This window comes from Streptomyces sp. NBC_01294 (assembly GCF_035917235.1).
Classification (GTDB): Bacteria; Actinomycetota; Actinomycetes; order Streptomycetales; family Streptomycetaceae; genus Streptomyces; species Streptomyces caledonius.
The window spans coordinates 7930278-7942872 of sequence record NZ_CP108423.1 but is presented as its reverse complement, the minus strand read 5'-3'; the positions used below and the strand labels follow the sequence as shown (position 1 = coordinate 7942872).

Here is a 12595-nt window from a genome sequence, read left to right as displayed (position 1 = left end):
TCACCACCCCTCGGGCCGGTAGAGGGCGCACGCCGCGCTGGGGCCGGCGCCGACCGACACGAACAGGATCTGGTCGTGGTCGTCGCGGCGTACGCCGTCCATCGCCTGGAGGTAGCCGAGTACCGGCGCCGCGGTGTGCGGCTCCCCCCGGACCGCGGCCGCGTCAGCGGATGCGCCCGCGGACGGGGACGCGGGCGGCGACGGGGACGCGGACGGGGACGCGCCCGCGGACGGGCCGATCACCAGCGTCCGGTCGAGGTCGATGCCGATCTCCTGCGCGTAGTCGGCGGCGGCGCTCGCCGCGAACGCGCTCAGCCGCTCCGCGTGGCCCGGCTCGCGCCGGACGGTGATCGTGGTCCGCCCGTGCCGGCCCATGGTGTCGGTGTCGAGGTAGCCCTCGACATCGGTGGGCCGGTCGGCGGTGTAGTGGCGTACCGGCCCGAACCCGGCGTGGGGGTCGGCGCTGCGCTCCAGCAGGAGGGCGCCGGCCAGGTCCGCGTACGGGTAGCCGGTGTCGCGGTCCGCGTCGCCGCCGGGGTGGACATCGGCAGCGGTGATCAGCAGCCGCTCGGTGCTGCCCGTGTCCAGCAGGGCCTGGCCCACCTGGACGGCGTTGAGTACGCCGCAGGCTCCGTTCATCAGGTCGAAGGAGAAGCCGGCGGCCGGTTCGGGGTCGGCGATGTAGTCGAGGTTGATGCCGACCTCCTTCTGGACCAGGGCCGACATGGCCGGTTCGAAGGTGTTGTGCTCGCGGTAGACGCCGACGTTGATGAGTACGCCGATGGAGGATGCCGACACCCGCGCCCGAGCCAGGGCGCCACGGGCGGCCCGGCCTGCGAGGTCCACGACGGACGTCGGGGCGGACGTGTCGGGCAGGGCTGTGCCGGCTGCCGTGATGACCATGCCCATGACTCAGACCCCCACGTTCGTGAGCGTCGCGGACAGGGCACCGGTGACCACACCGGAGGCGGCCGGCACCAGCAGGTACGTGGCCCCGGGGCGGGCGTCGCCCGCCCTGAGGTGCTCGCACAGCGTCAGGAAGTGCGAGGTCGTGGCGGTGTTTCCGTACCGCTCGACCACGGAGAGGGAGGCAGGCATCGGAGCGGCGAACTCGGCCTCGGCCGTCTGGTTGGCGTAGTCGATGAAGCGGGTGCCGACCTGGTGCTGGATGACGTAGTCGAACTCCTCACCGGCGAACGTCCGCCCCCTCTTGGCCAGGAAGTCCCCGTGGAACCGCGGCCACAGCTTGAGCCGGTCGCGGTTGTGCATCTTCTTGTTGTCTGTGTACAGGGCGATGCCCGGGGTGCGGTCGCTGGGCATGCCCATGCACAGGTGGGAGTACTCGGAGCAGGTCATCAGCTCGATGTAGTGGATGCGGTCGGCTGCGTCGGCGGAAACGTCGAGGACGACTGCGGACGCCGAATCCCCGACCGAGAGCGAGGCGAACTGCGGGTCGTAGGAGTCGGTCATCTCGCGTGCGGCGGTCTGCGCGACGCGGGTGGCCTGCTCGCCGCTGACGACCAGCCCGCGGCGCACGGCACCGGAGCGGATCATGCGGTCGAGCAGCCACACGCCGGTCATCATTCCGGCGCAGGCGTTGGAGACGTCGAAGTGGATGGCGGAGCGGGCGCCCAGCTCCCTGGCCAGCATCGCGGCGAAGGACGGTTCGAAGGTGAACCGGCCGCCGTCCTTGAAGCGCGTGATCGAGGCGGAGATGACGATGTCGAGGTCGGCGGCCCGGTAGCGGGAGGACTCGAGCGCGTCCCGCGCGGCGGACAGGGCCATCCCGAACGAGTCCTCGCCGGCCGCCGGTTCGGGGTCGTGGACGCGCCGCTCGGCGATCCCGGTGATCTTCTCGATGTCCACCTCCCCCAGCCCCGGGACCAGGGCGGCGAGTTGGGGGGTGGTCTGGACTGTGGCCGGAAGGCAGATGCCTAAGGCTTCTATTCGGCTGTATGCGGTGGTGCTCATGTGTGTCGTTCTCCGTAGCGTTCCACCGAGGGCATGGGAGTGCCAGAGCGGTGGTTGACAGAGGGATTCAAGAGGAGCCCGAGGAATAACGGACAGTCAAGTTACCGTAGCGTACGGAGATGTCCCCGAGATGTCAGGGATTCGCAAATCCGGAAGATACGGTCGAATATCGGCCACCCGTCGCCACCCTGGCATCAAGCAGAACCAGAGCCTCCGCCGCTCTCGGCGGCACCCACGCCCTCGAAAACCTGTCCGGAACCACTCGGTCCACCCCCGTCGGCACGACCGAGGCGGAACTCAGCGCGAAGCTGGCCTCCAAGTCCCGCCGACGGCGGGGCAGCGCGCTCGGGTGCCGTGAGCTCCCGGACGGGTGGGGTGTCCCGGCCGGGCGGCAAATGGCCGAGGCCTCTTCGCGGCGGAGCGACATCTCCACGTAGGACAGGGAGACGAGGCCCGCTTCGCGGGCCGCTCCGCGCCGTGCCGGGCGTCAACTCCCCCCTCCGCCGCCACCGGCACCTCACGCCCCGCCCAGCACCTCGGCGTACTCGGTGAGCCGACTTTCCTGGTCCCGGGTCACGTGCCGGACCTCCCAGACGAGCGCGGCCGTGTCGACGACCTCAGGTGCCGATGCGCGGCCGTTGGCCGCAGGGCGGACGCCGGTCAGCTCGGCCGGCACGGCGGCCAGTACGCCGAGCAGTACGCCGACCGGTACGCCGACCGGTACGCCGACCGGTACGCCGAGCGTCGCGGCGAAGCCGTTGCTGGTGCGGCCGGGGCTTTCAAGGAGTGAGCATGCCCGTCGGCGCGCTCATGGAGCGTGCACGGGTGCGCAGCAGCTGTCGGCCGGACGCGGGCAGGGCAAGGCAAGGCAAGGCAAGGGAACGCGACACGAGGGAACGCGACACGAGGGAGCTGGACGCGCCGCGTGGCACAGCTTCAGGCCCGAAGCCCGCCCGCTGCCAGGGCCTCCTTGACCTCCCGCGCCACGCGCGCCGCGTCCTCGGGGTTGTTCACCACGTCCGTGTGGTTCATGTCGACGACGAGGACTTCGCTGGCCGAGTAGTGCTTGTGCACCCAGTCGTCGTAGCCGGACCACAGCGTCCGGTAGTACTCGATGAGGTTCTCGTCCTGCTCGAAATCGCGGCCCCGCAGCCCGATGCGGTGCAGGACCGTCTCGAAGTCCGCCTTGAGGTAGACCATGAGATCGGGTGCCTTGCGGTACGGCAGGCCGTCGATCTCGCGCATCATCTCCTCGAGCAGCCCCTCGTACACCCGCATCTCGAGGGAGCTGATCCGGCCCAGGTCGTGATTGACCTTGGCGAAGTACCAGTCCTCGTAGATGGACCGGTCGAGGACGTTGTCGCCCTGCTTGTACGCCTCCTTGATCGAGGCGAACCGGGTCTGCAGGAAGTAGAGCTGGAGGAGGAAGGGGTAGCGCTTCGCCTCGATCTCCTCGGGGCTCGCCGTGTAGAAGAGCGGAAGGATCGGATTGTCTTCCACGCTCTCGTAGAAGACCTCGCTGCCCAGCTCCTTGGCAAGCACTTCGGCCACGCTCGTCTTGCCTATTCCGATCATGCCACCGACGCAGATCACTGACATACCTCACTTCTCCCCGGGGGTCTTCTGTTCGCGGGCGAGTGGGCTGAGCGCCCCACACCACTGAGACGCGTATCGGCGGTCACTCGATTCCCCGAGATCTTCATGATCAGCGCCATCTGGTCCCTGTCCGGACCGGGGCCCGACGCAGGACCCCCTCCGCGACCGGCCGGACCGACCGGACCGACCGGACCGACCGGACCGACCGCTTCGCAGTTGCCGCGGACGGCGACGAGTCACCGGCCCACGGCCGCCTTGAATCATAAGTGACGCTGCACCCCACACCGGCCGGAGCACCGGCTCCCACCCCACCTCGCTCTACGGCGCCACCGACATCGGCAGTGATCTTCGAACCCTTCGGGCCGGATGCCGTTCGGGGTACCCGGCCCGGGTGGGTGCCCGGTGGCCTGCGTCTGCCGGGGAATCCGCCCGTGCAGAAGGGCGGCGCCGGAATCGGGCCAGGGCTTCATTTCCCGGTAGGCGTAGAGAGCGCTGCTTTCCACCTCGGCGAGAAGGTCCTTCCGGGACTGCTCGTCCATGCCCCGCGCCTCTGACCAGGTGCGGGCCATGACGCGCTTCGGTCACGCCGCAGCCTGCGGTGTCCCTGCGGCCGCGGCATGATCCGCCGAACAGACTCCAGGGGGCTGGTTGATCTTGCCCGGTCGACGCAGTCACACAGGGCCGGCCTGACCCTGACTAGGATCGCGGTGTGTTCGAGTACCACGGGTGGATCACGATCAGGGAGACCGCGGCCAACGAGGATGATGATGTCCGGCTGCGGCAGATCATCGATGAGCTTCGGCTTCGCATCGCCGAGATGGCCGACCCGTACCTCCTCGACCTCAGGTGGATGAACGGTGAGCCGTTCATCCACCTGGGAGGCAACGCCAATCACCGCTCAGCGACCGATGTCATTGACTTGTTCGAGCATGTGGCTGAGGTGGCACCCGGCTCTTACGGGCTTCTTCATATGCACGATGACGAGGACCCGGGCCACGAGAACGAGGCACGCGTGCTCAGACTCGCTCGGGGCACGATCACGCAGCACACGGAGGCACTGCTGTCTCCGTGTATCCCGAAGCTGGAAGACCCCTTCACCGGCTAGAGACTGCCCGGCTCACGCGCGGAGCGACAAGCGGATCACGGCTGCGGTGACCGTGCCGTGCCGTGCCGTGAAATACGTAGGCCCGTTTGCCGGATGAGCCCCACCCACCTCCTGAGAGGTCGGCCGCCTCCGGAGCCGCCCACGGGCGGTCAGGAGCCCGCAGGGTTGTGAGGAGTCAGTCGGCGGTAGGCGGCGCGGGCACTGGCGATGCGGGCGATGGCGGTTCCGGTGCTCGCCGCCGCCAGGAGACATCCGAGACGACCCAGGTCGTAGCCGGCGGACCAGGTGAGTTCGCCCATGGGTGGTGTGGCAAAGCCGTTGAGGGCGAGCCAGCAGACCAGGGCCGTACCCGGTGCGGCGACGAGCCGGGCTCCGGTGCTCAGCACCGCGCACACCACAGACAGCACAAGGAGGTCGATCGTGGGGTCGCCGTGGCCGTTCAGGTAGTTGAGGACGGTGACCAGCACGAGAGCCGCGGCACCTGCGGCTGCCCACACGGAAGGAGTTGCGACGGGTCGGGGCACCGGACGAACACCGGAACTCAGACGCCTCCACTGCACCACGCGATTCTCCCGTCGCCTCGGCCCCCGCCATTGGAGACCTCCGTCATGATGCCCGAGCCGGAGAGGAACGGGCGTGGGGCCAGAAGGCAGCCGACCAATTCGGGCGACTCGCGGACGGAACGGTGACGGCATGAGGTCGCTCCACCGTCCACCTCCGTCTTCCGCCGACGACCGACCCCGCCTACTCCTCCCGCACCATCCGCCACCACCTGCGACGCCGGGGAATTGTTGATCACGCGGGCGGCGCGTGCGGGCTGCGTGGCGAAGCCGACCTCCTCGGGGATCCCGGCCGACCGGTGGCACCCCCGGCGTTCTCGGCCAGCGTCCAGCAGCTCTTGCGTGGCAAGTCCGACAAGAGCCCGAGCGCGAACTCCCGGGCCCGCCGCCGCGGTTCCACTCGCGCAGAACGCCTCGCGATGCAGCCCATCAGAACCTCGAACATCTCCTGCCAGCGGGCCGGATCTATGCCGTGATCTGCGGCCACCGTCTGATCCTCCGTCTTCACACACCGGTGATCGCCGGCGGCCTCACCCGTCCCTGGACCGGCCCCGACCCGCAAGATCATGACGGCCGGAGTACCAAGCGGCCACGTCCCCGCAACCCAGTGTCACCATTCGGATACTTTGAGCCGACGCGGGCCGACCTCGGGGAGTGAGCGATCATGGCGACGGTGCTGGTGACGGGCGCGACAGGGAACGTCGGTTCGAAGGTCGCCACGGAGCTGCGTGAGCGTGGCATTTCGGTTCGTGCCTTCGTCCGTGACCTGGATCGTGCGGCCGCCGTTCTCGACGGCAAGACCGAGATGGCGCACGGCGACTTCGCAGAGCCGGCGTCGGTCCGGCGGGCACTCGACGGTGTCGAGCGGATGTTCCTACTCTGCGCGAACGACCCCAGACAGGTGGAGTACGGGACGAACGCGATCGACGCGGCAGCGGCCGCGGGTGTCCGACAGGTGGTCATGCTGTCCACGATCGGGGCACGGGCCGGTTCCTCGACGGTCTTCTTCGACCAGCACGGCCGCATTGAGGAGCACCTGCGCGGCTCGGGCATCCCTGCGGTGGTGCTGCGCTCAAGCCACATGATGTCGAACATCCTCGGTTCTGCCACGACCATCCGGCAGGCCGGCCGCTTCTTCCTGCCTGCCGGCGACGCGCGCATCGCAATGGTCGATCCACATGATGTCGCCACCGCCGCTGCCGCGGCGTTGGTCACGTCCAGGCATGACGGCCGGACTCACGTCCTCACCGGCCCGGAGGCGATCACCTACGCCGAGGTCGCACGGCTGCTGTCGAGCGCCTTGGGCCGCCCGGTCGAGTACGTGAACGTCCCGGACGATGCAGCGGTCGCGGGAATGGCCCAGGCCGGCCTGCCGCAGTGGCTCGCGGAGCAGGTGGTGGCCGTCTTCGAGGCGCTGCGCGGCGGTGAGAACGCTTCCACCACCAGCTCGGTGCGGGAACTGACGGGCCGTGAACCGCGCGGCTTCAAGGAGTTCGCCCGCTGGGCGGCCCCGTTGCTGGTCGGCGAGTAGCACCTACTCGGCGCCGGCAAGACGCCACGAGCCCGCCGGGGCGCTGCGCCGTTGCGTTGGTGCGAGGAGAGGCAGGAGACCGCGTTCCGCGCGGAGGAACTGCCCAGAGGTCCCAACACGATCGGGAGCAGGAGCAGGAGCAGGGGCAGGAGCGGCAGCGAGAACAGAGCGCCCAGCGACAGCGGCAGCGGCATCAGGCAGCCAGGACCGGTCCAACCAGCCGGTCCGGGACTTCTGGTGGCTCCTCCACCCCTACGCCTCCGTCTCTTTCTGATCTTGGGCCGTCCTCCGGCTCGCGCAGAGCCCTCCCGCCCGCCCTAAATCGCTGGCGCGCGCCGGGCGGCAGCGGGATGATCCGGAACGTCCGGGCCGCCCAGTGAGGGAGTTGTGATGACCGTTGTCGCGTCCGAGGCCTCCGGGTCCCAGCCGGCCCAGCCGGAAGTCCGCGTGGCGGGCGGGGCGCTCCGTGGAACCTGCGAGGAGGGTGTGGCGGTCTTCCGCGGCATCCCGTTCGCCGAGCCGCCCGTCGGCGCGCTGCGTTTCGCCGCACCGAGGCCCGTACGAGGATGGGACGGCGTGCGGCCGGCGGCGTCGTACGGCCCGCCGCCCCCTCAGGGCGGCCACTTCGGCATGGATGCGCTGGCGCGGGACGCGGCGGGCGACGACTGGCTGACGGTCAACGTCTGGTCGCCCGAACCGAGCCCGGGCGCAGGGCTGCCGGTGATGGTGTGGATCCAGGGCGGCGCCTACTCGATCGGCATGTCCGGTCTCCCCGAGTACGACGGCTGCCGCCTGGCCCGTGACGGCGGTGTCGTCGTGGTGACGTTCAACTACCGTGTGGGACTTGAGGGGTTCGGGCAGATCGAGGGAGCGCCCGCCAACCGGGGCCTGCTGGACCAGGTCGCCGCCCTGGAATGGGTGCGCGACAACATCCGGGCCTTCGGCGGTGACCCGGGGCGCGTCACCGTCTTCGGCCAGTCGGCGGGCGCCGGATCGGTCGCCGCGCTGCTGGCGATGCCGCGCGCGGCCGGGCTCTTCGGCCGGGCCGTGGCACAGAGTGTGCAGGGCACGTTCTTCTCGCCGGAGCTGGCCGCCGACATCGCCGCCGCTTGCGCTGCCGAGCTGGGGTTGGAGCCCACGGTGGGCGACCTGTCCGGGGTCGACCCCGTAAGGCTGTCCGCCGCAGGTGACGCGGTCGGCGCCAAGATGGAGCGGTGGGCGGACCGCTGGGGTCCGGTCGCACACCGGGCGATCCCGTTCTCGCCGGTCGTCGACGGAGACGTCCTGCCGGTCACGCCGTGGCAGGCTCTGGCCGACGGCGCCGGTCGGGACGTCGAACTCCTCGTCGGCCACACCCGCGACGAAACACGTCTGCTCGCCGCGCTCGACGGATTGCTCGGCCAGGTCACTCCGGAGCAGGCGGAGACCGCCCTGAACATCTTCGGCCCAGGCCGGGACGCCGCGCGCCGCTACCGCGACGCGTTTCCCACCGCGGGCCCGGACGAGCTGTACGAGCTGGTCAACTCCGACTGGCTGTTCCGCATGCCGTCCCTCCACCTCGCCCAGGCCCAGGCTGCCGCCGGCGGCCGTGCCCACGTCTACGAGCTGACCTGGTCCGCCCCGGGCATGGGCGGCGCCCTCGGTGCCTGTCACGGCCTCGACGTGCCGCTGGTCTTCGGAAACCTGGACCGCGGCCAGCCCGCCGTGCTGATCGGGGAACGCCCGTTCCCGGAGGCGGAAGAGCTGTCCGCACGGATGCGGGCCGCCTGGACCGCGTTCGCCGCCCACGGCGACCCCGGCTGGCCCGCGTACGACACGGAGCAGCGCCTCGTACGGCTCTTCGGCGCCCGACCGACCCTCGCCGCCTACCCGGAGGAGGCCTCCCGCCTGATCTGGCAGGACCACGCCTTCCCCGCACTGCCGCTACTCGGCCGCTAGTCCGGTTCCTTTTTGAGCGATAGTTGCCGAGCCCAGCCCATGACTGTTGGCCGCCGCGACAGATGCGCAGGGCAGTTGTTGCGACCTTCGGAGGAGATTTGGACCTGCTTGCGGTTCTCGATGAGGCGGTGACTGCCCTCAAGGCTCCTCTGGGGGTGACCGACCGGAGCCAGGGCTGGACCGATGAACTCCGGCGCGAGATCCAGGAAGAGATTTCGATCAGCCGTTCAGTGCTGCGTCGCCACGGCCCAGGCATGGTGAGGTACATACGTCCGCGCCTGGACGAGTGGATGGAGAGCGAAGGGCTGGGGCCTGGACGACTTCAGCACCTGGTGTCAGATGTGCAGCGGCGGCTCAGGACTCCGGGAGGCACCCGCCGCCGCGACGAAGGGTCGATGTGCGTGACGGCTGTGCCCTGAACATCTCGGGCCGGTACTCCGCTGCTGCCAGGGCTGACGTGTGCCGGCCCGGCCCGGGAGGACGACCCCAGAGGCCCGAGCGTTCCCGGGCCTCCTGGAAGGTCCAACCACGGCGGTGGCGCGCAGGGTCCACTTCAGCACGGTGAGGCTCCGATTTCGGAGTGTGATGACATGCGCCTTGATCGCCGCCACCCATCCGGTGTCCGGGCATCGTCCGCAGGTCGGGACCGTATCCCCCGCACGGAGAGAGGCGCGGCCGCCGCGGGGTGCCGCCCGCCCCGACGGACTGGCAGCTTCACCTGCACTGACCTGGTACGGGGCTCCAGGATCAGCAGGGTGATTGACTCCGGTTTGACACGGCTCGGGCGGATGGCAGGGTGGTAGGAGGCGGGGTCAAGGCTGGGAGGCTCGGCATGGCATCCGGTTCGGCATGGTGTTCCGCAGCGCGGCAACTTCCGCTCAGGCTCACGGCTGGCGTCTTCTTCCTGAACTCCGGGATCTCGAAACACGGTGCGGATGAGGCCACCGCTGAGGGGCTGAAGCAGTTCGCCGCCATGACCTACCCCTTCCTGGGCAAGCAGGACGCCCAGAAATTCGTCCGGCTGCTCTCCGCCGGGGAGATCGCCATTGCCGCCACGCTGCTCGTGCCGGTCGTCCCCGCCGCTGTCGCCGGGGCTGCACTGACCGCCTTCTCCCTCGGCACCCTGGGGCTCTACCTGCGTACGCCGGGGATGCGGGAGGAAGGCAGCCTGCGCCCGACCGAACAGGGACTCACGCTGGCCAAGGACGTCTGGCTGCTGGGCATCGGCGTCTCCCTCATCGTCGACGGCGTGAACGAACACCGGTGACGCGCCAGGAGCTCGTCGGCTGCCACGGCGGCCGTACGCGCTCCGTGCCCGCCATCGGATCCGCCCGCCACGGCGCCGTCCTCAGCTCGACATCAGGCGGACCGGGGCTTCATCCCCTGGCCCGGCCACGGCGGCAGGGAGGCCGGCATGGCGTTCGACAGGTCTGGCTTCGAGCAGGCGGACAGCGGCCGTTACATCCCGATCTCCGAGCACGGCCTGATCGGCGATCTCCGTACAGCCGCCCTGGTCGGCACTGACGGCACCATCGACTGGTACTGCTGCCCGCGCTTCGATGCGCCCAGCGTCTTCGGGTCCATCCTCGACGCCGACCGGGGCGGGTCGTTCGAGTTGGCCGCCGAGGTCCCGACCCGCACCCGACAGTTCTACTTCCCCGACACGAACGTGCTGATCACGCGGTTCTTCGCCGCGGACGGGGTGGCTGAGATCCAGGACTTCATGCCCGTGGTCGACGAGTCGCGCGAGGCGGCCCGTCACCGGCTGATCCGACGGGTGATCTGCGTCCGCGGAACCCTCCCGTTCAGGGCACGGATCGCCCCCCGCTTCGGCTACGGCGCCGAAGCGCACACCGCGCACCTCGAAGGCCACACGGCGGTGTTCCGCTCCCCGTCACTGACGCTCGCGCTGACCGCCACCGCACCCCTGGAAGGCGACGGCCTGGACGTGTGGTCGCACTTCAAGCTCCTTGAGGGCGAGTCCCACGTGTTCGCCCTCGACCAGATCGGCGACGGCGTCCCGCCCCGGTCATGCCCTCGCGCCGAGGCGCAGGAGCAGGCCGAGGCGACCGTCCGGTTCTGGCGCCACTGGCTGGCCGGGTCGCGCTACCACGGGCGGTGGCGGGAAATGGTGAACCGCTCCGCGCTGGTGCTGAAGCTGCTCACCTACGCGCCGACCGGTGCGATCGTCGCCGCCCCCACCACCAGCCTGCCCGAGCAGATCGGCGGCGAGCGCAACTGGGACTACCGCTACGTCTGGGTCCGCGACGCCGCCTTCTGTGTCTACGCGATGCTGCGCCTGGGGTTCACCTCGGAGGCCGAGGCGTTCATGGGGTTCATCTCCGAGCGGGGCATCCTGCGGGGCAGAGGGGAGGCCGGTCCGTTGCAGATCATGTACGGCATCGACGGTCGCACGGATCTGCCCGAGTACGACCTTCCGCACCTGGAGGGATACCTCGGCTCCGCACCGGTCCGGGTGGGCAACGCCGCCACCGGCCAGCTCCAGCTGGACATCTACGGCGCGCTGATCGACTCGATCTACCTCTACGACAAGTGGGGGCAGCCGATCAGCAGTGACCGCTGGGACGAGGTCGGTGCCGTGGTGGACTGGCTGTGCGAGCACTGGGACCAGCCCGACGAGGGGGTGTGGGAGACCAGGGCGGGCCGGCGGAACTTCGTGTACTCGCGCCTGATGTGCTGGGTGGCGCTGGAACGCGCGATGCGCATGGCGAACCGCCGCGGCCTGCCGGCGGACCTGCCCCGCTGGCGGGAGTCCCGGGACGCGATCTACCGGCAGATCATGCGGCGCGGCTGGTCGGCCGAGCGGGGGGCGTTCGTCCAGGGACTGGACGACCACGTGCTGGACGCCTCGCTGCTGATGATGCCGATGGCCAAGTTCATCTCGCCCACCGACCCCAAGTGGCTCTCCACCCTGGACGCGCTCACCACGGACCTGGTCTCCGACTCGCTGGTGTACCGCTACGACCCGACCGCCAGCCCGGACGGCCTGTACGGCCCCGAGGGCACTTTCTCGATCTGCTCGTTCTGGTACGTGGAGGCGCTGGCCCGCGCAGGCCGGCTGGAGGAGGCCAGGCTCGCCTTCGAGAAGATGCTCACCTACGGCAACCACCTCGGCCTGTTCGCGGAGGAGATCGGCCCGACCGGAGAACAACTGGGCAACTTCCCCCAGGCCTTCACCCACCTCTCGCTGATCAGCGCCGCCTTCAACCTCGACCGCGCGCTGGGCTGACGCAGCATCACCGCCGGGGCGGGGGGCGGCGGTGCCCGCCGGCTTCCCTCGACTCGATCGGGCTCGTCCAGTTGCTCAGTCTGCTCGCAGCGAGGGATGTGCTGCGCGACGCAGGCTGTCCGGACGCCGCCTGGTACGACCCCGCACGGACCGGCGCGGCCAGCAGGCCGATCTCACCGCCTGTGTCGGAGTCGCCGTACAGCAGGATCCAGGAGGGTGTGGCCGACCCGGCCGAGGCTTCGGGTGGGGCGCGTCGACATGTACCTGCCCATCTCGGCGGATCGAATAATATTGACGCTCGCCATAATTTCGCAATAACTTGAGGGTCCGATGGCATCGATTCCGTTCTGGAAGGACGCACTGGATGGGTTTCACTCAGGACCGCCCTGCTCCCGTCGTGAACACGCGCTCGGGCCCGATCCGCGGCGTCGTCGAAGGCGACCTGGCCGTGTTCAAGGGCGTGCCGTACGCGGCGCCGCCCGTCGGGCCCCTCCGGTGGCGCCCCGCGCAGCCGCATCCGGGCTGGAGCGGCACCCTCGACGCGACGGCGTACGGGCCCGGTTCCCCGCAGGCCGTCCGCGAGGGCGACCGATACTCGGCGGCCACGGCTTCCCGCCCTTCGACGAGGACTGTCTGACGCTCAA

Annotated in this window: 12 protein-coding genes and 1 pseudogene; 7 read left to right on the top strand and 6 right to left on the bottom strand. The window is 69.9% G+C overall.

The window, feature by feature from the left end; all coding sequences use genetic code 11:
* From OG534_RS35945 to OG534_RS35930, 4 genes are all read right to left on the bottom strand, one after another.
* Nucleotides 1–903: a hypothetical protein gene (locus OG534_RS35945; RefSeq protein ID WP_326586232.1), complete on the bottom strand. Its 903-nt coding sequence runs from the start codon at nucleotides 901–903 to the stop codon at nucleotides 1–3.
* Nucleotides 904–912: 9 nt separating this feature from the next.
* A complete protein-coding gene (locus OG534_RS35940) occupies nucleotides 913–1971 on the bottom strand; it encodes a 3-oxoacyl-ACP synthase III family protein (protein ID WP_326586233.1) in 1059 nt (352 codons plus the stop codon).
* A 517-nt stretch (nucleotides 1972–2488) separates the two neighbouring features.
* Nucleotides 2489–2647 (bottom strand): hypothetical protein, encoded by a 159-nt coding sequence (locus OG534_RS35935; protein ID WP_326586234.1) that lies wholly within the window; start codon nucleotides 2645–2647, stop codon nucleotides 2489–2491.
* Nucleotides 2648–2907: 260 nt separating this feature from the next.
* Nucleotides 2908–3570, bottom strand: a complete 663-nt coding sequence (locus tag OG534_RS35930) for a deoxynucleoside kinase (protein ID WP_326586235.1) — start codon at nucleotides 3568–3570, stop codon at nucleotides 2908–2910.
* Nucleotides 3571–4276: 706 nt separating this feature from the next.
* On the opposite strand from OG534_RS35930, the gene OG534_RS35925 reads away from it, so the two are divergent.
* Complete coding sequence (locus OG534_RS35925) at nucleotides 4277–4672, top strand: Imm7 family immunity protein (protein WP_326586236.1); 396 nt, start codon at nucleotides 4277–4279, stop codon at nucleotides 4670–4672.
* Nucleotides 4673–4821: 149 nt separating this feature from the next.
* Here OG534_RS35925 and OG534_RS35920 read toward each other — a convergent pair whose 3' ends face one another.
* Nucleotides 4822–5139, bottom strand: a complete 318-nt coding sequence (locus OG534_RS35920) for a hypothetical protein (RefSeq protein ID WP_326586237.1) — start codon at nucleotides 5137–5139, stop codon at nucleotides 4822–4824.
* 391 nt (nucleotides 5140–5530) lie between these two features.
* Nucleotides 5531–5662, bottom strand: a pseudogene (locus OG534_RS35915) (IS701 family transposase); the annotation flags it as partial.
* A 234-nt stretch (nucleotides 5663–5896) separates the two neighbouring features.
* On the opposite strand from OG534_RS35915, the gene OG534_RS35910 reads away from it, so the two are divergent.
* The 6 genes from OG534_RS35910 (at nucleotide 5897) to OG534_RS35885 (ending at nucleotide 12588) form a co-directional block, all read left to right on the top strand.
* Nucleotides 5897–6763, top strand: coding sequence for an SDR family oxidoreductase (locus tag OG534_RS35910; protein ID WP_326586238.1), 867 nt, complete (start codon nucleotides 5897–5899; stop codon nucleotides 6761–6763).
* Nucleotides 6764–7153: 390 nt separating this feature from the next.
* Nucleotides 7154–8701: a carboxylesterase/lipase family protein gene (locus OG534_RS35905; RefSeq protein ID WP_326586239.1), complete on the top strand. Its 1548-nt coding sequence runs from the start codon at nucleotides 7154–7156 to the stop codon at nucleotides 8699–8701.
* 98 nt (nucleotides 8702–8799) lie between these two features.
* Nucleotides 8800–9120 (top strand): hypothetical protein, encoded by a 321-nt coding sequence (locus OG534_RS35900; protein WP_326586240.1) that lies wholly within the window; start codon nucleotides 8800–8802, stop codon nucleotides 9118–9120.
* A 554-nt stretch (nucleotides 9121–9674) separates the two neighbouring features.
* The gene (locus OG534_RS35895; protein WP_326586241.1) at nucleotides 9675–9968 is read left to right on the top strand and encodes a hypothetical protein; all 294 of its coding nucleotides are present in this window, start codon (nucleotides 9675–9677) and stop codon (nucleotides 9966–9968) included.
* Nucleotides 9969–10115: 147 nt separating this feature from the next.
* Nucleotides 10116–11951 carry a glycoside hydrolase family 15 protein gene (locus OG534_RS35890; RefSeq protein ID WP_326586242.1) on the top strand — a complete coding sequence of 612 codons (1836 nt, stop codon included), beginning with the start codon at nucleotides 10116–10118 and terminating at the stop codon, nucleotides 11949–11951.
* Between the two features lie 364 nt (nucleotides 11952–12315).
* A complete protein-coding gene (locus tag OG534_RS35885) occupies nucleotides 12316–12588 on the top strand; it encodes a carboxylesterase family protein (RefSeq protein ID WP_326586243.1) in 273 nt (90 codons plus the stop codon).
* Nucleotides 12589–12595 lie beyond the last annotated feature (7 nt).